This is a genomic window from Niabella pedocola (assembly GCF_021044425.1).
GTDB lineage: Bacteria > Bacteroidota > Bacteroidia > Chitinophagales > Chitinophagaceae > Niabella > Niabella pedocola.
This window is the reverse complement of sequence record NZ_JAJNEC010000007.1, coordinates 463,656-487,829: the sequence shown is the minus strand read 5'-3', so window position 1 is coordinate 487,829 and position 24,174 is coordinate 463,656. Positions and strand designations below refer to the sequence as shown.

Genomic DNA, 24,174 nt, shown 5'->3' with positions numbered 1-24,174 from the left:
AGATGACTATGGAAGTGCAAGCATGGCAGGAAGTAGTTAAGATTCCTACTTACAAAACCGGCCATCCAGACAAAAACCCGATGTTCCTGGAAAAACGGGTGTACCAGGGAAGCAGCGGCGTGGTATATCCGTACCAGGTGATCGATAAAGTATACGATGAAAAGGAAGAAAAAGAATGGACCGCTTTATACCTGGAGAACGATTACCTGAAGGTAATGATCCTGCCGGAACTGGGCGGGAGGATACAGATGGCCTATGATAAAACAAATGACTATCATTTTGTGTACCATAACCGGGTTATTAAACCGGCGCTGGTGGGGTTGCTGGGGCCCTGGATCAGCGGAGGAATCGAGTTCAACTGGCCGCAGCATCACCGGCCCACTACCTTTGATGCAACCGATTTTCAGATCGTTGAAAATAAAGACGGCAGTAAAACGGTATGGGTGAATGAGTATGAGCAGATGTTTGGAACCAAGTGCGCCCTGGGTTTTACCCTTTATGCTGATAAAGCCTATATTGAGCTGGAGGCAAAATTGTATAACCGCACACCGTTTCCGCAAACTTTTTTGTGGTGGGCCAACCCGGCTGTGGCGGTAGACGAACATTATCAAAGTGTATTTCCCCCGGATGTAAATGCGGTCTTTGATCATGGAAAAAGGGACGTAAGTTCATTTCCCATTGCAACCGGTACCTATTATAAGGTGGACTATTCGCCGGGTACCGATATCTCAATTTATACCAATATTCCCGTGCCTACTTCGTATATGGCCGTTAACAGTGCATTCAATTTTGTAGGAGGCTATCATCATCAAAAAAAGGCGGGTATCATGCACGTGGCCGATCATCATGTAAGTCCCGGTAAAAAACAATGGACCTGGGGCTGTGGCGCGTTCGGCAAGGCCTGGGACCGCCAGCTCACCGATGAAGACGGCCCTTATTTTGAACTGATGTGCGGGGTATATACCGATAACCAGCCGGATTTCAGCTGGATCATGCCCAATGAAGTAAGAACATTCAAACAGTACTTCATGCCCTATAAGAACATCGGATATGTAAAGAATGCTTCCATAGATGCCATGATAAACCTGGAAGTTGTGGCAGATACCGCCACCGTACAGGTGTACGTAACAAAGGAGCAGGCGGTAACGATACAATTAATGCAGGCAGGGGATCTGCTTTTTTCAGAAACGGTACAGCTCTCTCCCCGGAAGAGTTTTGAAAAACAGGTTCCCATCAAAGATGCATCGGATACCGAAGGGCTTGTTGCAGAAGTACGGGATGCCGGTGGTAAGTTGCTGATCGCCTATACACCGGTAGCACGCAATACGGAGGCGATACCCGATCCGGCAAAGCCTGTATTGCAACCCGAAGCACTGACTACCAATGAAGAACTCTACCTGGCCGGTTTGCACCTGGAGCAATACCGGCATGCCACGTATGCACCGCTGGATTATTACCGTGAAGCATTAAAACGGGATGCAACAGATGTGCGCTGTAATAATGCCGTGGGACTATGGTACCTGCGCCGCGGTCAGTTTGAAACCGCAGAGCCGTATCTCCGCGCTGCAACGGAAAAACTTACACAAAAAAACCCCAATCCTTATGATGGTGAGCCACTGTATAACCTGGGACTTTGCTTGCGCTACCAGCACCGTTTGGAAGAAGCTGCGGCCTGGCTGCATAAAAGTGCCTGGAATGCCGCCATGCAGGACAATGCTTACCTGCAGCTGGCATACATTCGTGCGCTGCAGCATAACTGGGAGGCTTGCGCGGGGTTTGCAGAAAAATCCGTTTTAAGAAACTATAACAGCCTGAAGGCACGCCATATAAAAGCAGTAGCATTACGGCAGCTGCAGCGCTGGGAAGAGGCAGCCGCCTTGTTAAAGGAAACGCTGGCTATTGATGTGTTTGATTTTGCGGCCCGGTTTGAGTGGTGCCGCTACCTGCAGCAGCAGGGAAATGACGGAGCTGCTGAAACGGAACGCAGGCTGCTTCAACAGCAAATGCGCAACCGGGCTTATTCTTTTGTCGAAATGGCCCTGCAATATGCTGTTGCGGGCTTGTATGAAGATGCGATTACATTTTTATCAATGACCGCCGGTCATACAAAGGACCCCCTGGTATATTATTACCTGGGGTATTTCAACTATTTATCCGGCAAGCACGAACAGGCTGCGGCATGGCTTGGAGATGCGTTTAAGATGGATCCGGATGGCGTATTTCCCAACCGCATTGAAGACATCGCGGTGCTGGCAACTTCAGCAGAACTAAATCCCGGCGACTACAAAGCGTTGTATTACCTGGGTAACTTTTATTATGGAAAACGTTTGTACGATTCTGCCCGCAGCTGCTGGGAGCAATCGCTGGCCATAAATCCCGGCTTTGCCACCACTAACCGGAATCTCGGCATCGCCTACTATAATAAGTTTGGTAAAAAACAGGAAGCCCTCCGTTTGTTTCAAAAGGCATTTGATGCGGATCCTTCAGATTCAAGGATATTATTTGAACTGGATCAGTTGAAGAAGCGGTTTAACCTGCATCCGGAGCAGCGCCTTTCGTATTTAAATCAATATCCGGAGCAGGTACGGGAGCGGGATGATCTTTATATCGAATACATCGGGCTGCATTCCCTGCTGGGCCGGTTTGAAGAAGCAAACCAGCTGCTGAAAGCCCGGAATTTTCATCCCTGGGAGGGGGGCGAGGGCCGCACTTCTGGTCAGCATGTGCTGATCCACGTAGAACGGGCGAAACAGGCACTGGCGAAAAACGATCTGGATGAGGCCGAACGTTTGTTACATAAGGCTCAGGAATACCCGGCAAACCTGGGTGAAGGAAAACTGTATGGCGCGCAGGAGAATGACATTGATTACTGGCTCGGATGCATGGAGGAGGCCGGCGGCAATTTGCCCGCGGCAAAGATCTACTGGGAGAAGGCTGCCGTAGGGCTTTCGGAGCCCGCACCTGCTATTTATTACAATGACCAGCAACCCGATAAGATCTTTTACCAGGGAATGGCATTGCAGAAACTGGGAAGACCGGAGGAGGCGATACAACGTTTTCGCAACCTGATCCGCTATGGGGAAACGCATTTAAAGGATACGGTTACGATCGACTTTTTTGCAGTCTCGCTGCCGGACCTGATGATCTTTGATGACGATCTGAACCTGCGGAACAGGATCCATTGCTACTACCTGATGGGGCTGGGATACCTGGGGCTGGGTAACGCTGCAATGGCAGATCAATACCTGGGCCAGGTGCTGGAGCTGGACCCTGCGCATTCCGGTGCTGTTCTGCACCGGAATCTGGTACCCGTGTACTGACCGGATCGGTTTTACAAAAATATTGAATAGTATAAACCGGATTTTATCATTAAGATCCGGTTTTTTTATGGCCGGCGTTTTAAAAAAGCCTGCTTTTCCCGGACCGGAAAGGGGGGCTGACCGGCCTTAATGTATTTTCCCCGATGAGTATCTTACACAGCCTCAATGTGCTTTGGTGTTTTTTACGGGTACGTACACTTTTTTTCGGCAGTTTCTTATAAAATTGTTATTTTGCGTAAGATGTTATTGGACGATCGACTGCTGATGCAACTGAAAAACGGTGATGGGAAGGCGTTCGTTGCGATTTATAACCAATACCATCAGCAATTATATTCCTATATGTTATCCCTTATAAAGACCGTCAGTTTGCGGGAGATGTGCTGCAGGGAGTGTTTGTAAAGATCTGGGAACATAAAAGCAGGATCAACCTGCGGCTGCCTTGAATGCGTATGTATGCCGTATTGTCTGTAACGCAGTGCTGAAGCGGATGCGAGTATGGTCTATGAAAAAGTGATCGCAGATGCCGGCGCGGAACAATGCTTCCATTGCAATAGTGAAGATGCACTTTTAAGGAAGTTATACAGCGCGCAGTTCCGGTAAACCGTGGCGCTTCTTTCGGGGCAGCGTAGGAACATTTTTAAGCGTTGCAGGAAATGATCATATAATCAAAGTGATCCGGTTTATGGACGCATGCAAATAAAGCGGCCGATCTGCAGCGGATCTGTTCAGGTTGATGATCGCCGTTCATGTTTTGAGGAAGCATTCCCTGGCTGTTGCTTTTGGGATAATGGTAAGTGTATAGGGCATTCATTAGAAAAAATAACGATTGCGCGCTTGAAGGATCTGGGGTAACGGGCGCATATCCTGGCGGTGATGATCCGGCAGGTACGGTTTTGGGCTGTGGCGCGGAGGTACATCGCCGCGGGAATACGCTTGTTATGGGGTGTTGGGCAACCGGATACGCACTGTATAAATAGTTTCAGAAATCTTGGTTGTGTCAAAAGTCGTTTAAACAAACGGTGTTCTGTCTGCTGCGGTGAATCAGCATCTATTGTGGATCACTTTTTAAGATACCGGAACGACCCCGGTGGGAGGGCAGGACAAATAGCGACTTTGATACCGCCCATGGGCAACAATTTTCTAGGTTATCAACATTTAAATAATACAGATTATGAATGCCGCAACACTTAACAAAATGAAGGAGATGAAACTCCTGGGCATGCACCGGGCGTTTAAGGCCAGCCTGGAAGCCGCCAAATCCGGCGCCTGCTCACCCGATGAGCTTATTGCTCAGCTGGTGGAGGCAGAGTGGAATGACCGCCAGAACCGCCATATCGGGCAGCGGATAAAAAATGCCCGGTTCCGGTACAAAGCCGAAATAGAAGATATTTATTATCATGGCGACCGTAACCTCGACCATCGCCAGATGATGCAGCTTTCGGACTGTGGTTTTATAGACCGGGCCGAATGTGTACTGATTACGGGCAGTGCCGGTATCGGTAAAAGCTATATCGCCTCCGCGCTGGGCCATCATGCCTGCAGCATGGGCTACAGGGTTATGTATCATAATGCATCCCGGTTGTTTTCTATGCTTAAAATGAGCAGGATCAATGAATCCTATAACAAGGAGATCGGCCGCATCGAACGGCAGCAGTTATTGATACTGGATGATTTTGGCTTGCAGCCACTTGATGCGCAAAGCCGTACAGCACTGATGGAGATTATAGAAGACCGGCATGGAAAGAGCGCCCTGATCATTACGTCGCAGGTACCGGTAAGTAAATGGTACGATATCATTGGAGATCCAACGATCGCAGATGCGGTTCTTGACCGGATCATACACCAGGCACACCGGCTGGAACTTAAAGGCGCATCGTTGCGAAAAAGCAGGAGTGCCGAATACGCAATGATCGCGTAGACTTGTACGACCGGCAAAAGAGGAGGCAGCCGGTTTACATTGATGTCTGCCCCGATCAGCTGTACCTGCTACACGAAGTGGCTTTTGAGCCTCATACAACAAGGATAACGAATTGAAAAGGCGTTCCAGGAACGCCGGAGAAAAGCTATGTTTCAGCCGTTTAATGATCAACCCTGGCTGCCACCTGATTCCGGCAGGATTTTTATAAAGATTTTGACGGCGTTTGCTTGTTTTACGCGGTTACCGGATATGAATCATTAAACAATGAAGATTGTTTAATGATTGCTCCATTTTTATTTTTTTGATCAGTACCCGCCGGCCCTTATGTTGGGCAATGACGTCATATGATGTCAAAGGCAACCACATATTATGGTTGATTCAATCACAGCTGTCTGCTCCACAGGTTCTTAGCTGGCCTGTACCTGAAAAAATAACGGTGCGGAAACGTAGGTATTGTTTTGGAATTGGTGAATGGCAGAACCGTGAAAGGGAACGTGAACGATGGATGTATACGTACAAGCACTATCGGCTACACATTTTCTCTTAAAACCAATAAATCAAAAATGTATGAAAACATGTAAAACGTTCATGGCCATTGCAGCTGCTGCAATGTTGTTCACCGCCTGTTCCCGTAAGGATGCCGTACCGGAAACCAAAACCTCCGCGGCCGGTACAGTGCCCGCAAAGACAGCGCTTGCGGCTGCCACACAATATTTCTATAATCCGCTTTTTGCGGGCGACCAGCCGGATCCGTATTTCTATCCGGAAAAGGATGCCCTGGGTAATTATTACTACTTTTTTTCGGAGGGCGACCGGCTGAGCATTCGTAAAGTAAGCAACCCGGCCTATGTGCAATGGAGCACTGTAACCACCTTATTTATGGGTGCTGCTTACGGCCTGAAACAGATCTGGGCTCCGGAGCTGCACCGTATCAACGGCTTCTGGTACCTGTATTTTACGGCCACCAAAACCGATGATGCCGGGCACCGGATCTACATGATGAAAAACACGCACGCAGATCCCACGGATCAAACCTGGACGGAACCCTATCCGATGGAAAATATGCCTAACAGCTTTGCCATTGATCCCAATATTATGCAAACGGCAGACGGATCAAAGAAATGGCTGTTGTGGACCGGCCGTGGCAGCGATGGGGTCATGCGCATTTATTATGGGAAGCTGATCTATCCCCAGCGGGTTGATCCTGCAACGATCAAATTACTGGCACAACCTACCTATGCGTGGGAAAAGGCGGATGGGCCGGTAAACGAGGCTCCGGAATTTCTCCGAAAGGATGCACAGGGCATCTGGTTTATTTATTTCTCTGCAAACGGAACGAACAGTCCGGATAAGTATTGCCTGGGAAGGATCTTTTTAAAACAGGGTGGTAATCCGGATAACCCGGCCGACTGGGTGAAGCATCCTTCCCCGGTTTTTCAGACCAGTGTTACCAACTCCGTATATTCCCCTGGGCATTGCAGTTTTTTCACCGCAGGCACCGAGTGGTGGGTTGCGTATCACGCCAAGAGCGTAAAACAAAATACCTATGGCGGGCGCACAGCAAGGATACAGGAGTTTACCTGGTATGACGGCCATACACCGGTATTGGGAACGCCGGTAAAAACGGGTATACAAACCCCGGTTCCGGGCAGTAATTAGCAGAAAGGCCTCCCCGGGGTGTTCAAATGGAGCAGCAGGCGTCTGCAGATAAAACATGAAGACAAACGTTTGCATGGGAGTCTTCGGTTAAGATTCGATAAATTCGAAAAAAAGAAACATGAAACGAGCTTGCTTCTGTATGACCGCCCTGTTGTTTTTTTTCCTGCCGGCAGCGGCACAACGCAATGCAACCATTAGCGAGCAAATAAGGATGTATAGTACCTATCCGTTTTCGGACCCGAACCCGGTACCGTCATTTGGTAAAATATATCCTTATTTCCGCTTTGATGGTTTTGCTGCCACACCGGTTCAGAAGGAGTGGAAGGTGGTGCGGCTCGAAAATGATTACATCCGGGTGGAGGTATTTCCCGAGATCGGAGGCAAGATATGGTCTGCCTACGATAAAATACATCAGCGCTATTTTTTGTACAATAATAATGTAGTAAAGTTCCGGGACATTGCCATGCGCGGTCCCTGGACGAGTGGCGGGGTAGAGTTTAATTATGGCATTATCGGGCATACACCCAATACCGCAACGCCGGTTGATTACCGGTTGCATACCGGAACAGATGGCAGCGTGAGCTGTACGATCGGATACCTGGAGCTGCTGACCCGCACACGGTGGAATGTGGAAATAAAGATTGAAAAGGATAAGGCCTGCTTTACCACCCGTTCCTCCTGGTTCAACGCCACTGCTGCTGAGCAACCCTATTATCAATGGTCCAACGCTGCGGTTCCCGCAAAGAACGATCTGCAACTGGTTTACCCGGGAACCGCAGCCATTGGCCATTCCGGGGAGCGCATTCAATGGCCTTATGATTCCGTTGCCGGGAAGGATATTTCACAATGGAAAGCGAATGATTATGGCGGCTCTAAATCCTTTCATATCATCAATAGCGGTAAACCCTATTTTGGAGCGCATTGGAAGGCGGAAGATTTTGGTATGCTGCATTATACTGCCAGTGATGAAAAACTGGGCCGTAAAATGTTCTCCTGGGCATTGAGCGACCAGGGCGATATCTGGAAGGAATTGCTAACCGATAAAGACGGGCAGTACGTGGAAATGCAGAGCGGGCGTTTGTTTAATCAAAACTCCATACCCAGCAGCTTAACGCCGTTTAAACAAACACAGTTCATACCCTATGGTACCGATCAATGGACGGAATACTGGTATCCCTTTGCAGGTACCGGTGGGGTTACCGATGCCAATGATATGGGGGTGGTACATGTAAACGGTACGCTGCTCACCATTTCCCCGCTGAAAGCCGTTCGGGATACCCTGTATATCCGGGATGCGGACGGAAGGGTGTTGTATGCCGGATGGGCAGACCTGAAGCCGCTGACGGCAAAAAAAATGGAAACAGGATTGTTGCCGGAGCAATGGAAAACCGCCACCATCAGCCTGGGTGCTGATACCTGGACGGTGGATGATAAAGCATTGCAACGGCCGCTTACTGCCCCGGCTGATTTTAACTGGGAGGATGCCTATGGATGCTATTTGTATGCGAGAGACCTGGCAGGATTGAGAAATTATACGGAGGCAGAACAAAAAGTACGGCAGGCGCTGGATAAAAATAAAAACTATGTACCGGCCCTTACCTTGCTATCGCAGTTACTTTATAACCGGATGCAATATGATGCTGCTTTTTATACCGCTAAACAAGCGCTGAGCATCGATACCTATGATGCTGCCGCCAATTATTATTATGCATTGGCGGCATTAAAAACCGGAAGAATGAATGATGCGGTAGACGGACTGAACGTAGCTGTACTTACCACGGAGTTCCGGAGTGCCGCTTATACGGCAATGAGCAGGATCTGCTTTCTCCGGAAAGACCTGGCCGGAACGGCAACGTATGCGGAGAAAGCCCTGCTTCAAAACCGGTACAATGTTGAAGGATTGCAGTTGCAGTACCTGGTCAACCGTATAAAAGGAAACAACAACCACGAAGTGGCGGAACGTATAATGGAGGCCGAACCGCTGAATCATTTCCTGCTGTTTGAAACGTTTCTTGCAGCGCCTACGCCTGAAAATGAAAAAGCCTTTACCGGCAGCATCCGCAGTGAACTGCCTTACCAAACCTATCTGGAACTGGCGATCTGGTACGAGCAACTGGGCTGTATTGAAGAAGCCCGGAGATTATTGTTGCTGGCTCCGCAACATAATGAGATCCGCTACTGGCAGGCGTACCTCAACCGTGACCGGCCGGCCGGCGCAACCTATCTGAAGGAAGCCATTGCTGCGGACCCGGATTTTGTATTCCCGTTCCGGGAAGAAGCAAAACCGGTGTTTGACTGGGCCATCAGCCAAACAAAAAGCTGGAAACCGGTGTATCTGCTGGCGCTATTGCAGCTGGCAAAAAACAACCGGGATGAAGCACGTTCAGTACTGAACCGTATCAGCGAGCCCGTCGGCTTTGCCCCTCTTTACATTGTAAGGGCATCGTTGGGCGAGCACGCGGCATTACAACTCAGGGACCTGCAACTGGCCGCTAAAGTGGACAGCGGTTGGCGGTATCAGAACTACCTGACACGATTCCATCTGTCCGCAGGTTCGTATAAAACGGCCTTACAAACTATCGAGCCCTATTTTAAAAACCATCCCGCTGATTATATAAACGGAATGTTATATGTACGCGCACTGATGCGGAATGACCGGTACCGGCAGGCAGACGAAGTATTACAGCGGCTGACGATACTGCCCTTTGAAGGTGCCGGTGAAGGACGGCGGTTGTATGAAGAAACAAAACTGATGCTGGCGTTGGAAATGCTTGCGGGGAAAAAATATGCCACCGCCCTGCAGTATGTCAACAAGGCTACATTATGGCCCCGGAATATGGGATCAGGTAAGCCTTATGATGATCTTATAGACAACCGGCTGGAGCTTTTTTTTGAAGGGATTATTAAACTGGCCATGAAAAAAGAACGGGAGGGACGTCTTCTGATGGAACAGCTTTCCGGGGCAGATCAACCCTCCGGCTCCGTAAATGCATTGGTGCAGGTGGCGGCGCTAAACTGGCTGAACCGGGAGGAAGCAGCGGCCGCACTGTTTAATAAATGGGCTTCCGGCCAAAAAGAAGCAGACCGGGTTCAGTGGGGAAAGCGGTTCCTGGAGGAACCCGTGCATACCGGTCAGCCGGATCTTAACCTGTACAAGCAACTGGTAAAAAAGATCACGGAAACAGAAGATAAACGGTTGTTTTAAAGATACATGAGTGGATGTTTAATACAGGATGAACAACGTTCTGTTGAAAAATCGCTGGTATTAGATGCAGTGACGTTGGATGGACGGGCTAAAGGGCATAGAAAGTGACTAATAAATTTTATCAATATATTAAACGTGTCAATTAAAAATATATGATCAGGAAATTAGGATTACTGGCAGTTATGGTTGCCTTTTTGAAAGGGTATGGTCAAAGCGGTGCCGATCTTTACCAGGTAGATGCACTGGAAAAAGTGTTTAAAGAACGCGCGTATTTCCCGCCGCTTACAGATGATACCATCCGGGCCGCCGCTGGTGAAACGGCATCCATTCAATTGGTGTTAAGGGCCAACCGGCCCCTGCGGGGTTTATCAGCTCTAGCCGTTTGTTTACCGGGTACGCTACCGGCGCTTGCGGCAAAAACGGGTTGGGTAACCTACGTTCCGGTGGGGCGCAGCTATACGCCGGCTTCCAAGGACCTGCTGCATTCGGTTTCGGGGTACTTTCCGGACCCGATCGTAGATGATACTTTGCTCAACCTGTCTCAGGGCGAGATCAATCCGCTGTGGATATCTGTACCCATACCTGCAAACACGGTGGCCGGTATCTACCGGGTGCAGGTAAGCGTAAGCGGGCTTGCGAACGGAAAAAAGGAACAGTTCCGCCGCACCATTCCGGTTAAGGTATATCCCGTAAAAGTGCCGGAAACCTCGTTGTGGATCAGCAACTGGTCTGCGCATTTCAGCCCGGTATCGCTGGAGTTATTGAATAAAGGGAATAAGGTAGTATTATATTCACCGCTGTACTGGGAGCTGCTAAAGGTGCACGCTGCTATGATGGCGGGGCACAATCAGAATGTACATCGGATTTATGCAGCATGGAATACACGGTATACGCTGCACAACGGACAATATACCTTCGACTTTTCCAACTTTGATAAAGAGGCGGGATTGTTTGAAGAGGCCGGAGCGCTCAAACGGATCGAGGGCGGGCACCTGGCGTGGAGGTCCGGCGCCTGGGACGATCCGTTTTTCGTAGAAGTGCCCCTGGAAGATAATGCGGAAACAAGGAAGCTGAAACAGGCACCCAACCCATCTATCAGCCTGTCCGGCATGCGTTCCGTGCTGTTGCCGGTAACCGATAGCCGGACCCAGAACTTTCTCAACCAGTTCCTGCCGGCCCTGAAAGCGCATCTTGAGAAAAAAGGATGGCTGGGAAAATATATGCAGCATATTTCCGATGAACCAACGGCAAAGAATGCGTCTTCCTATGTGGCCATCAGCGATTATGTGCGGAAATACCTGCCCGGTGTAAAGATCATGGATGCGGTACTGACCTCAAAAGAATTGAAAGATGGAATTGATATATGGGTACCGGTGCTGGATGTATACCACAAGGACTACGCCTTTTACCAGGAGCTGAAGAAAAACGGGAAGGAAATATGGTTTTATACCTGTGTAGGCCCGCGGGGCAATTATGCCAACCGTTTTATCGAGCAGCCGCTGATCCAGACCCGTTACCTGCACTGGATCAATTATAAGTACGGGGCTACCGGCTATCTGCACTGGGGACTCAACTATTGGGGCGGAAGGGATCCGTTGCGGGACGATGCTTCCAGGGATGGTGGCAAACTACCTGCAGGCGATGCCAATATTGTATATCCCGGTTATAAAAAGCTATACACGTCTATCCGGTTTGAGGCGATGCGCGATGGTATCTACGATTACGAACTGCTGAAAATGATGGAGCGGAAGGACCCGGCAAAAGCGAAACGTTTTGTAAACGACCTGGTCCTGAATTTTAACGATTACGATAACAGCATCCGGTATTTCCGGAAAATAAGAAAACAATTGCTGGAGGCGTTGGAGTGAGGGCTGGTTCGTGAGATTTGAGATACCGGATTCGAGAGGTTAGATTCGATATATCATATCGTTACTTAAGCGATTGTTTCATAATTGCCGCAGATATGCTGATTGCGCCTGCGGCATTTTCGCCGCGGTATAGTTGAGTACTGTTACAGCCTTTACAATATCTGCGCGTCTGCGGCCATAACGAAATGATATTGATCCCGGACTCCGGATTTGAGCGTTAAAGAGATTGCCTGGCGGCGGGTTTATACCGGAATCTGGCCTCAGGCATGTATGGGGCCGGCATCCGCCGGAAACGATCGCTGGAAGCCACAGGAGCAGCCCCGCCCGCCATCAGCTATTTATCTCAATCCGAAGGTTCGAATTTCAAATCTCAAGTCTGAAATCTGGTATCTCAAATCTGGTATCTCGAATCCGGTATCTCGAATCTCAAATCTGAAGTCTGAATGCTCACACCTTATACATCCTGTTTGCGGAGTTAATATACTCCAGCGGGTCAAATGTTTTATCAAATGATTCCTGCAGGTCTTTCATTTTAATTTCAAGATCCTTGATCCGGCTTCCCAGCTGCGGGTCCGTCCGGTATTTATCAAAAAGCTCTTTATATTTTAAAAGATTCTGACTGATGCGGAAGGTGACCTGGCCGAACCGTTGTTTTAACGATTGTACATCATTCATCTGAACATAGGCCGCCTGGCGCCATTCTTTGGGATTGTTCTTTTTTTCATTGGCTACAAACCGGGCGGCCTCATCCCTTACCCTTGTGAGGTACTGATAGCGTCTTTCCGCATCATTCTGCCGGGAAAAATTATTGTCAAAATCAGCCTGGGATACCTTGATGATGCCCAGGTTTTCCTTCAGTGACTTGTCGTATTTTTTTTGCAGATCCTGTAATTCAGTGGTAATGGCTTCCCATTCGTTTTCGATCTGGCCGTTATCAAAATTAAACTGGCTGATCTTCATGGTAAGCGTCAGCATCTCTTCGCTTTGGGTTTTCAGGGCCTTTTCCTTTTTGCCGATATTGTCGATATAGGTGGTCATGCTGGAGAAAAGCGCAGAAGTGATGGGCCCTGTAACCGGAACACCCTTGGCAAAACCACTGGCAAAATTGAGCAGGTTGCTGGTTACGTTCAGTACAGGGCTCTCGGCTTTCTTTTCTTTTACAAATGCGGCGTAAGCGTTATACCATTTTGTATATCCTTCGTAGTTCATCGGGTTGCCCGTTTCGCTTAAGGAATTAAAAAAGGCCTTTGTGGAATTAAAAAGTACCAGTGGTTTGATCTCGCGTTCCATGGAAATGAGGTTGACCATGGCCGACTGGTAATTGGCCTGGAAAATATTCAGCTCATTCTGCTCAATGGCTTTTTGTTTTTCCTCCACCGCCTGAACCCGCAGTACCAGTTTGTCTGCTTTGTCCCTTACATCCTTGGATTCGTTGATCGATTTGTCCAGTGCCGACATACGCTGGTCCAGCTGCGACACGGTTGAGTCGAACGATTTTGTCTTTATAGTAAAATTTTTCTGAATATCATCTAGCACTTTATCCCTCAGGGATTGGGCCCCGGCCGGGTCCTGTGCATGGGCGGAAAGAAGAGTATACAAAAAAACTGACAGCAACGCGCATTTTTTCATCATGTACATTTATAGTTTTAAAATAGGATCCATTCGCAGATTTCCTGATCTACATTGCCAGACAGCAACATTTTCCTGCTGGTTGTAAAAACACAAATAACCAGCCAAAATTGGCTTTTACAATCGAAACAGGAGGGGCAGTCCGGTATAATAAAATTGGGAATCAGCGGTTTAGGAGCGAAAATACTAAAAACTTCAGGAAAGAAGCGATTGTCTTAGTAAGAATTCCATTTGTTTATTGTTCTCTTCCAGCTCCTCGGTGAGCTTTTTGTTGGCACGAGTAAGGGCATAAAGCTCCAGGCCTTCCTGGATGGTTTTTCTTAAAACGGCCTCTTCCCAGGGTTTCTGTATATATTTGAAAACCCGGCCTTTATTGATGGCATCTACAACGGCATCAATATCGGCATAACCGGTAAGCAACATGCGGACAGCATCCGGATAGTCTTTTATAATTGACTCCAGGAACTCAATACCGGTGGTTTCCGGCATCCGCTGGTCGGTGACGATCAGATGGATTTCCTGCTCCTTCAAAATCCGCAAGGCTTCGTCTACTGTTTGTGCGGTGAAGACGGAAAAATCTCGCCTGAAACATGCTTTAAATGAATTCAGGTTATGCAATTCGTCATCAACATACAAAACGTTTGAATACTGAAGACTTTGTTCCATAATTTCTTTGGAATTAATATTTGTGTAAGTTTGTGTTTATGTTTATATGTGTATAACTTCAAAATTACTTAATATTTATGGAAAAAAACGCAACGGCTAGAGAATCAGCCTTGTTGCAGGTATTATCGGATCCCGGTAAAACCTACAGACCCCTGTTTTTCAGGGTATATAACCAAGAAGATCAAAAATTACTCCAACAACTGCAGCAAACCGTAAAAGACCTGGAAGTTCATGACCAGATTTTAAGTCAGCTTCACGAATATGTAAAGATTTGTTACCTTACGAAGTTAAACACGGGAGAGGATCCCGCGCCTTTTATAGCGGAAGTTCTGGGAACACACACACCAGAAACATATGGGGTATGGGTGTATTACCCCTGGTCGAAAAAACTGGTGCACCTGTTGGATGAAGAAGCCTTTGTGGCACTGCGAACCAGCAGGAACACCTATAAGATAACGCCGGAGGAGCGGGAAGTGTTACGGTCGAAAAAAATCGGGGTGATCGGGCTGTCTGTAGGGCAGGCCATTGCCCAGACGCTTGCCATGGAGCGGGTATGTGGCGCCCTGCACCTGGCAGACTTTGATTCCATCGAATTGAGTAATATGAACCGGCTGAACGTTGGCGTACAGGATATCGGGCTGAACAAGGCTATTTTAGCCGCGCGGAAAATAGCAGAACTGGATCCCTTCCTGGATGTATTATGCTTTACCGAAGGCATTACGGAAGACAATCTGGAGGCATTTTTCCTGGAGAATGGCAAAATCGATATTCTTGTAGAGGAATGCGACGGCATTGATGTGAAAATTTCCAGCCGTTTAAAAGCGCGCTCCCTGGGGATTCCGGTGGTAATGGATACCAACGACCGGGGTATGCTTGATGTGGAACGGTTTGACCTGGAGCCCGAAAGGCCCATATTCCATGGCAGTATAGACGAGGGAATGGATACCGCGAAGCTGAAAGGATTAACAAATGAAGAAAAAATTGTTATTCTGGGCAAGATATTTGATCTTTCAAAAATTTCCGACAGGATGAAGATGTCACTTGGTGAAATGCGAAAAACAATCAATGCCTGGCCACAACTTGCATCCTCCGTAGCTCTGGGCGGAGCCATGGTGACGGATACCTGTAGAAGGATTTTACTATCAGAGATCCACAATTCCGGCCGGTATTATATTGATTTTAATGATTTAATAAAATAAGATCTGACCATTGGAAATTGTAATAAGAGCGTTCAGAGCTACTACAGACTCCGTTACGTGTTTGAATTTTATCGAAGGTCATCGTCGGCTGCTTGAGTTACATTTCGGTATTGTTGCCATTACGTCAAGTAACCAGGACTGGATGTATCATGACAATACATTTGTGATCGTAGCCGAAGATAAAGAACGAACCAAGGTTTATGGCGGAGCCAGGGTGCAAATGGCAGACGGAAAGCTGCAGTTGCCCATTGAAACGGCGATCAGCAAATATGATCCGTCTGTACATGCCATGGCCCAACAACCCGGTGTTTCGGAGATCTGTGGTTTATGGAATTCGACGGAAGTGGTCGGATGGGGTATCGGCAGCTTTTTCATGAGCCGTGCCGGAGTAGCGGTTGCCTGTATGCTGAAATCTACAAAAGTGCTGTTCCTGGCAGCGCCCATTACCGTGCGCATGGGCAAAAGAATGGGCGCGGAAATCGAAACATCATTGGGAAATAAAGGAAATTTCTTCTACCCGAAGGATGACTTTATTGCCACGGCGATGGCTATTAATGATTGCCCGGTGCTTTCCAAAGCCGATGAAAACGAACGGAAAAGGATCTATAATATTTTGGAGCATCCGGTGCAGCAAACGCCGGAAGATGGCCCCAAAGGACAATTGATGATCGACTACCAACTGGATATAACCGGCTAATAGCATGCATAAGCTGATAACTATACTTTTTTTATCTTTTTTTATTATACGTGCGCAGGGGCAGCAGGTAACCAGTATCGACGACAGTAAAAAAACATACCTGGTTACCCATGCGCAGATTGAATACCTGGAGGACCAAAAAGGCCAGTACAGCTTTCCATCGGTTACCCAGATGCCTTTTCAATCGTATAAAGGGCAGGTACCTAATTTCTTCATCAGTCACTCCGTATTCTGGTTGCGGATCCGGGTACGGAACAATACCGATTTTACCCGTTTGTTGATTTCGCTGAGCCATCCTACCCTGGATGAAGTGGTGTTTTATGCTATGAAAACAGACGGAGCATTGATCGACTCGGTGATGATGTCTGAAAAAGAACCGTTCGGCAGCCGGGCCAATAAAAATCAGAATTATCTGTTTAATGTTACAATGGATAAGGGCAGCGAGCAGATTATTTATATCAAACTCTACGCGTCCGAACAGATACTGGTGCCCATAGAAGTAGGTACCATTAAATCGATCCAGGAGGGGCTTGCTTTAAAGGACCTGGTTTTCGGCCTGTACACCGGGTTGATTTTGGCGATGTTCCTGTATAACTTTTTCCTGCTCTTTTCAACCAACGATAAAAGTTATTTTTACTATATCCTCTACGTTCTTTTGGTGGGGCTGAGCCAGGCCATGCTCCAGGGATATTCCTTCCGGTTTTTGTGGCCCGGCATTCCCGGCATTAACGATTATGCAAATGTGCTGATCCCGTTCTTCAATGGTATTGCCGCGGCTGAATTTATCCGGCATTTTCTGAATCTCAAACAGCTGTCTGTAAAACTGAACCGGCGCATGCTGATTATAGAGCTGGCCTATTGCGTGGCCTTTGTACTCTGTATCCTGAAATTCCGGCAGGAGGCCCAGGTGGTCGTGCAGTTTGTTGCAGCGGCCGGATCTGCCTACGTGTTGGTGATGTTAAGTAACCTGAGTTACCGGAAAATAAGAGAAGCAAAATTCCTGTTGCTGGCATGGACGGTTTTTTTATGCAGCGTTATTATTTTCGTATTAAGGAACGCCGGATTGCTGCCCTATAATGACCTTACCTATTACGCCCTGCAGATCGGATCGGCAGCGGAGGCCATATTGCTTTCCCTGGCCCTGGCAGATAAGATCAATACCTATCGGCGGGAGGAAGAACTGGCCCGTAAGGAAGCGTTAAGGGTTTCCAGGGAAAATGAGCAATTGATAAAAGAACAGAACATCGTCCTCGAAAAAGAAGTAATGATCCGTACGGAAGAGTTGCAACATACCAACGAAGAACTGAAGGCCGCGATGATCCAGATACAGCATACACAGGCTAAACTGGTAGAAAATGAAAAAATGGCTTCACTCGGTCAGCTTACCGCGGGAATTGCCCATGAGATCAATAATCCCATAAATTTTGTAACTTCAAATATCCGTCCGCTGGAAGCCGATGTAATGGATCTGCAAAAAGTGATCCGCCGGTACGAAACGCTGGATCTTACAAAAGAGGTGCCGCCGCAACTGCTCGATATCGAAAAGTTTAAAAAGGAAATTGACCTGGAATATGTGTATGAAGAGATCGCGATCCTGCTTTCCGGAATAAAAGAAGGTGCAAGCCGCACTTCTGAAATTGTAAAGGGGCTGAAAAGTTTTGCAAGGGTAGATGAGGCCAACTGGAAGCGTGTGGATATCAATGAGGGCATCGACTCTACCCTGTTGCTGGTAAAGAACAGTTTTCCCCAGAATTTCCAGTTGATAAAAGAACTGGGCGCCATCCCCAGGATTGAGTGCGAACCGGGAAAGATCAACCAGGTGATCATGAACATTGTTACCAATGCGGTTCAGGCGATCCTGGAACGTATCCAGGAAGACGGCAAACAGGGCGTGTTAACCATAAAAACCTGGGAGGAAGATCAGATGGTGAAAGTGAGCATCGGCGACAACGGGATGGGAATGACGGAGGAAGTAAAAAATAAAATATTTGATCCTTTTTTTACCACAAAAGATGTTGGTGCGGGAACCGGGCTCGGCCTGGCTATTGTTCAGGGCATTGTAGAGCGGCATAATGGCACGATTCAGGTATTTACGGAAAGAGGAAGAGGCACTACTTTTGTAATTAGTTTACCCGTTCGTTAAAATACAGATCTTACATGGCACCCGAAATTAACGTACTCTATGTAGATGATGAGCAGCAGAACCTGAACTCCTTTAAAGCTTCTTTCCGTTCGCGGTACAAGATCTTTACGGCAGTATCTGTACCCGTGGCGCTGGAAATCCTGGAGCGGGAGGAGATTCATGTGCTGATATCCGATCAGCGGATGCCGGAGATCTCCGGGGTTGAATTTTTTAAAATTACAAAAGAACGCTTTCCGCATATCCCAAGGGTATTATTAACCGGGTATACCGATATTGAAGTGCTGGCCGAAGCAGTTAACCAGGGCGATATTTACCGGTATATTACCAAGCCCTGGAACGAACTGGAATTACACAACAGCGTGCTGAACGCCTATGATCATTATAAAGCGAACCGCGACCTTGAGGAAAAAATAACCGAACTGCAAAAAGCCAATGACGGGCTGAACCGGTTTGTATACAGCCTTTCACATGAGTTACGGGCGCCCATTGCTTCGGCAACCGGCATCCTGGACCTGGTAAAGATGGAGGGACGGATCGAAGACTCCGGCGGTTACTGGAAGTTGATGGATGCCTGTATTCAAAAGCTGGATTACTATGTGTCGCAAACCGTTCAGTTCTATAAAACCGCCCGCTTTAAAGCAGTGCAGGAAGAAATTCATTTCGAAACGCTGGTACACTCACTCATTGACCTGTACCGTACATCCAATGGTACCAAGGGTATTACGTTTGATATCGGTGTGGAAGAGCAGCAGGCGTTTTACGGAGACCTGTTTCGCGTGGAGATCGTGATTGCCAACCTGCTTTCCAATGCCATCAAATGCCAAAGGCCGGAAGAACCGGATAAAAAGGTAGCCATCCGCATCACTACTACTGCGGAGGAAGCCCGCATCCTCATTACAGATAACGGTATCGGTATGGAAGTGGAAGAGGCTACAAAGATCTTCGATCCCTTTTTTAAAGGAGCGCAGCCCGGAAGTTTGGGACTGGGACTCTTTATTCTGAGAGAGGCACTGGAAAAACAGAACGGAACGGTAACGGTAACATCCGAAAAAGGCAGGGGAAGCACCTTTGAAGTTCATATTCCCAATAACCCGGAACAAAAAGATTAAAACGGTGCCGTTATAACGGTCACATCGTCGTTTTTATTTAAAACAAATTTTATGAAGCAGCACTTATTTGTATTTTTCATTTTTTTAATCCTAAGTTCCTGTAACATGCCTGGCAAAGCCCCCGACACCACTTCAGTTTCCATAAACCCGTTATTTGAGGAAAGTACGCTGCCGTACCACACCATACCATTTGATAAAATAAGGGAAAGTGATTTTGAGCCCGCTTTTGACAGCGGAATGAAGGAAGAAATGGCGGCAGTAGACAGTATTGCACAGAACCCGGCGGCCCCAACCTTTGAAAATACGCTGGTTGCCCTTGAAAAATCAGGCCGGCTGCTGCACCGGGTGAACAGTGCGTTCAATGCACTCACCAGTGCCAATACCAATGATCATCTCCAAAAGATCCAGGAGGCGCTGGCGCCCCGCCTCTCAGCGCACGGAGACTCTATTTATATGAATAGGCGGCTGTATGAACGGATCGATACCATCTATAAAAAACTGAGCCAGGTTCAGCTGGATCCGGAATCCAGGCGGCTGGTAGAATATTATCACCAGAAATTTGTGATGAACGGGGCGGCACTTCCTGATTCGGCCAAGGCGCAGCTGAAAAAATTAAATGAGGAAGAAGCAACATTAAGCACAAAGTTCAGCAACCAGTTGCTGGCCGCAGCTAAGGCCGGTGCACTGATTGTAAAAACGCCCCAGGAACTGGCAGGGTTATCCGATGCCGAGATACAGGCGGCGGGAGAAGCCGCAAAAAAGGCCAATCATGAAGGAAATTACCTGCTTGCGCTGATCAATACCACGCAGCAGCCGGCATTGCAATCGCTTAGTAACCGGGACACGCGTAAAAATCTTTTCGAGGCTTCCTGGACAAGAGCGGAGCGGGGCGATTCGAACGATACGCGTAAAAACATATTGCGGATCGCTGCCATCCGCCAGGAAAAAGCGCGGATCCTGGGCTTTTCTGATTATGCTGCCTGGAAGCTGCAGGATCAGATGGCAAAAACACCCCAGGCGGTGAATGCATTTTTAGGGAAACTGGTGCCGGCGGCGCTCGCTAAAGCAGCCGCAGAAGCGGTGGATATAAAGGCAATGAAGCAGCGGGAAAAAGACACTTCCGCGCTGGAGCCTTACGATTGGGATTTTTATGCGGAAAAGGTGCGCAAAGAAAAATATGACCTGGACGAATCGGTGATAAAGCCCTATTTCGTACTGGACAGCGTGTTAAAGAACGGCGTGTTTTACGCGGCTACTCAATTATATGGCATTACATTTAAAGAGCGTACCGACCTGCCCGTATATCAGGAAGATGTAAAGGTATACGAAGTATTTGACCAGGACGGATCGCCCATGGCCCTGTTTTACTGTGATTATTTTAAGCGGGACAACAAAAACGGCGGGGCCTGGATGGATAATTTTGTAACACAGTCGAAGCTGCTCAATACCCGGCCGGTGATCGTAAACGTATGCAATTTTGCCAAACCGGTAAAAGGGCAGCCGGCATTGCTGAGTTTTGACGATGTAACCACGATGTTTCATGAATTTGGCCATGCCCTGCATGGGCTGTTTGCCAATCAAACCTATCCATCCTTATCCGGAACCAGTGTGGCCCGCGACTTTGTGGAAATGCCATCGCAGTTCAATGAGCACTGGGCGCTCGATTCAACCGTGTTGAAGCATTATGCCCGCAATTATAAAACAGGAGAAACCATCCCGCAGGTATTGGTTGACAAGATCAGGAATGCGGCAACTTTTAACCAGGGATATGCCATGACCGAATTGCTGGCGGCGGCAAAGCTCGACATGCAGTGGCACCTGCTTGCAGCCTCGGACAGCGCGGTTACGGACGTGGATGCATTTGAACAGGCGGCACTTCAAAAGAACGGTCTTCTCATAGCGTATATTCCTCCACGGTACCGCTCTTCTTATTTTTTACATATATGGGCCAACGGTTATTCCGCGGGCTACTATGCGTATAGCTGGGCAGAGATGCTGGATCATGATGCCTATGCCTGGTTTATGGAAAACGGCGGGCTCAGGCGGGAGAACGGACAACGGTTCCGGGAAATGGTTCTTTCCAAAGGGAATTCGGAAGACCTGGCGGCGATGTATAAAACATTCCGGGGAAAAGAACCCAGTATTACACCCTTGCTGGAAAACCGGGGATTGGTTCCGGGAAAATAGTTCGGGGAAACACCGAACGATAGAGGAACGGAAAAATGCATGCGGCCCTTGCCGCTTTCCTGCAGCACGAATATTCGGTATGCCAGGGCTTGGTGTTCATGCACAGGCGGGGATAGTTATCATCTGTTGCGGCATGCATCAGTGAGTATTCTTAATTTATTATTTGGCGTTTGGTATTTGAAACTTGTTCTTCCAAAACTACTTTAAACACGTTTACATTAACATTTGTATTGGTTAATGGGGGTAAAGGCAATATCAATGCGGTTGCTTTTTGCTGCCATTTTACTTTTTTACCGGAGCCCAGCATTGAAACCGATTTTATTTTTTCTCCGGATGCTTTCCCCAGGGCTTTTACTGCAACCTGTTTTTCATGCATGCTGTTGGCAAAAACATAGACCACATTTTTTTTTGCTGTAAACCGTATTTCAGGAAATATATGTTTTGAAGTGGCATCATTCAATACATCCTTCATGGAATTGCTGGCTGCAGTATGCGTTGCTATCGCAATAGTGTCAGGGAGCTCACCCGCCGTTTTCCATGGCGTTGTTCCGTAGATGGCTTCGCCGTTTATCCGCATCCATTTTCCCAATACGGATAACCTTGTGATTGCCTGATCGGGGAAGCTGCCATCACCCTTCGGGCCAACATTCAGTAAGTAATTTCCACCTTTGCTCACAATTTCTGTTAGCTGGCGTACCAATAGTTCCGGGCTTTTCCATACAGAATCGTAGCGGTTATATCCCCACATGCCACTCATGGTAATGCATGATTCCCATGGCCGGGTTCGGATGGCATTGCCGATTTCCTGTTCCATTACGGTATAATCGCCAAAGCCTCCGCCGATCCTGTTGTTTACGATGCAATTGGGTTGAATGGACAATACCAGTTTTTTTAACGCTTCGCTTTGCCGGGGCGTAACCAGCTCAAAGGTGTCAAACCAAACGATGCCTATTTCGCCATATTGTGTTAGCAGTTCCCGTAACTGGGGCTTTACTTTCCGTTCAAGATAGCGGGTTAATACTTTCGCATCTTCATCCGGATAATCCCAGGTATTGCTTCTGCCGCCTTTTACCGGCCAATTGGTGGGTACATCCGGATCCTGCCAATCCCTGCCCAGGGAATAATAGATGCAGAACCTGAGGCCATACTTTTGGCAGGCAGCGGCAATAGCTTTTAAGGGGTCTTTGGCAAACGGTGTTTGCTTTACAATGTTATAATCGCTTGAAGGGGAGTTGTACATGGCAAAACCATCGTGGTGCTTGGCCGTGATGACCACATATTTCATACCGGCGTCCCGTGCCATGCGTACCCAGGCGTCTGCATCAAATTTTTGAGGATTAAAGCGGTGGCCCAGTACGGATCCGTATTCTTTCCAGGGAATTTTTTCGTACAGCATAAAATGCTCGTTACCCCGGTAAGGTTTTCCCTTCCAGTCGCCCGCGGCTTCGGAATAAAGTCCCCAATGTAAAAACATGCCAAACCTTGCATCCGTCCACCATTGCATTCGCTTTGTGCCGGCTTCAGCCGTTTGATTATCCGCGCCCGGCGTTGCGGTTTGCGCGGTTGCGTTTGCAAATAAGAAAAGAATAACGGTGAATAGGATGAGGTTCCGATGCATCATTTGAAATGATTCTGTTTTTTGGGTAAATAAATACAGGCCTGTGTTTCAGCCGGCCTGGAACGAAATTATTAAAAAGATCCTTTGTACGATAGCTCCTGAAACGGGTCCGGGGCAAAGCTTTTTTGAATAGGTCCTGCTGAATTTGTTTCAGCAGGACCTATCTTCATTACTGCAGGGCCAGTGAAAGACTCCCATTTGCGGCCTGTACAATTTTTATAGAGTCTTTACCCCGCACGGGCGTGTACATTTCATCTGTGAACCTGTTGGGTTTGTAAAATGAAAGATAGTATACCCAGGTATTGATTTTGAAACCGGGCAACAGCACTTTTGCATTCTTATTGTCTATTTCCGTAATTTTTGCGTTGCCCGACTGATCTGTCCAGTAAATTTCTGTTTTGACATTTACGGTGTCTACAATCCCTTTAAATGCCAGATACACGGAATCCATGGGTATCTTGGTGCCAAGCTTGGTGGCGGCAGCAACACCGGTTACCAGCCTGTTATTAAGCCCCGCCAGGTACACGTCGCCGATACTCCGTACATTGCTTAAATAGATGGCCTTGGAATAGGTGCCATTGCTGTAAACAGACTGGATGGTAAAATTATTTACCATATAATCTGCAATGTTGGGAATGGTTAGCTTCATGAAGGACGCGGGATCATTGGATGTGGCCGGAAACCGCATCGAATCGTTTTTGTTGTTCCAGTAAACCATGTATGCCGCCACCCTGGGGTCGGGGCTGGGGTTGAACCGGAACGTGATCTGGTGATATTGTGGTTGAATGACTACGTTTTGAGGCGCTCCGGGGTAATTGATTTCATCATCACCCAGGTACTTCCTGTATTCTGTAGGTTTATTGCAGGCATAGATAACGGCCATGATCAACACGATGCCCAGCAGTAGATATTTACCTCTCATTTTATTTTCGTTTAATGTTATTTTAAGAATGTGC

Annotated in this window: 14 protein-coding genes; 10 read left to right on the top strand and 4 right to left on the bottom strand. The window is 47.8% G+C overall.

The window, feature by feature from the left end:
* The first annotated feature begins 8 nt into the window (after positions 1-8).
* From LQ567_RS22995 to LQ567_RS22975, 5 genes are all read left to right on the top strand, one after another.
* Complete coding sequence (locus LQ567_RS22995) at positions 9-3,320, top strand: DUF5107 domain-containing protein (RefSeq protein ID WP_231008222.1); 3,312 nt, start codon at positions 9-11, stop codon at positions 3,318-3,320.
* 1,171 nt (positions 3,321-4,491) lie between these two features.
* Complete coding sequence (istB, locus tag LQ567_RS22990) at positions 4,492-5,238, top strand: IS21-like element helper ATPase IstB (protein ID WP_231008221.1); 747 nt, start codon at positions 4,492-4,494, stop codon at positions 5,236-5,238.
* Positions 5,239-5,805: 567 nt separating this feature from the next.
* Complete coding sequence (locus LQ567_RS22985) at positions 5,806-6,897, top strand: family 43 glycosylhydrolase (protein ID WP_231008220.1); 1,092 nt, start codon at positions 5,806-5,808, stop codon at positions 6,895-6,897.
* A 118-nt stretch (positions 6,898-7,015) separates the two neighbouring features.
* Positions 7,016-10,102, top strand: coding sequence for a DUF5107 domain-containing protein (locus tag LQ567_RS22980; RefSeq protein ID WP_231008219.1), 3,087 nt, complete (start codon positions 7,016-7,018; stop codon positions 10,100-10,102).
* Positions 10,103-10,254: 152 nt separating this feature from the next.
* Entirely contained in the window at positions 10,255-11,970 is a 1,716-nt protein-coding gene (locus LQ567_RS22975; protein ID WP_231008218.1) for a DUF4091 domain-containing protein, read from the top strand.
* A gap of 447 nt (positions 11,971-12,417) precedes the next feature.
* Here LQ567_RS22975 and LQ567_RS22970 read toward each other — a convergent pair whose 3' ends face one another.
* Together LQ567_RS22970 and LQ567_RS22965 are read right to left on the bottom strand one after the other, a co-directional pair.
* Entirely contained in the window at positions 12,418-13,602 is a 1,185-nt protein-coding gene (locus tag LQ567_RS22970; protein WP_231008217.1) for a hypothetical protein, read from the bottom strand.
* Between the two features lie 192 nt (positions 13,603-13,794).
* A complete protein-coding gene (locus LQ567_RS22965) occupies positions 13,795-14,265 on the bottom strand; it encodes a response regulator (protein WP_231008216.1) in 471 nt (156 codons plus the stop codon).
* 77 nt (positions 14,266-14,342) lie between these two features.
* Here LQ567_RS22965 and LQ567_RS22960 point away from each other — a divergent pair, with 77 nt between their 5' ends.
* Genes LQ567_RS22960 through dcp form a run of 5 tightly spaced genes read left to right on the top strand, consistent with a single transcriptional unit; the run spans position 14,343 to position 21,600 of the window.
* Entirely contained in the window at positions 14,343-15,464 is a 1,122-nt protein-coding gene (locus tag LQ567_RS22960; protein WP_231008215.1) for a ThiF family adenylyltransferase, read from the top strand.
* A gap of 10 nt (positions 15,465-15,474) precedes the next feature.
* Entirely contained in the window at positions 15,475-16,161 is a 687-nt protein-coding gene (locus LQ567_RS22955) for a hypothetical protein (RefSeq protein WP_231008214.1), read from the top strand.
* Positions 16,162-16,165: 4 nt separating this feature from the next.
* Entirely contained in the window at positions 16,166-18,304 is a 2,139-nt protein-coding gene (locus LQ567_RS22950; RefSeq protein ID WP_231008213.1) for a sensor histidine kinase, read from the top strand.
* A 14-nt stretch (positions 18,305-18,318) separates the two neighbouring features.
* On the top strand, positions 18,319-19,413 hold the full coding sequence (locus LQ567_RS22945) for a hybrid sensor histidine kinase/response regulator (RefSeq protein ID WP_231008212.1): 1,095 nt from the start codon (positions 18,319-18,321) through the stop codon (positions 19,411-19,413).
* Between the two features lie 51 nt (positions 19,414-19,464).
* Positions 19,465-21,600, top strand: coding sequence for a peptidyl-dipeptidase Dcp (gene dcp, locus LQ567_RS22940; RefSeq protein WP_231008211.1), 2,136 nt, complete (start codon positions 19,465-19,467; stop codon positions 21,598-21,600).
* Between the two features lie 151 nt (positions 21,601-21,751).
* Here the strand turns inward: dcp and LQ567_RS22935 are convergent, their stop codons facing one another.
* Positions 21,752-23,221: an alpha-L-fucosidase gene (locus LQ567_RS22935; RefSeq protein WP_231008209.1), complete on the bottom strand. Its 1,470-nt coding sequence runs from the start codon at positions 23,219-23,221 to the stop codon at positions 21,752-21,754.
* 166 nt (positions 23,222-23,387) lie between these two features.
* Complete coding sequence (locus tag LQ567_RS22930) at positions 23,388-24,140, bottom strand: DUF4998 domain-containing protein (protein ID WP_231008207.1); 753 nt, start codon at positions 24,138-24,140, stop codon at positions 23,388-23,390.
* Positions 24,141-24,174 lie beyond the last annotated feature (34 nt).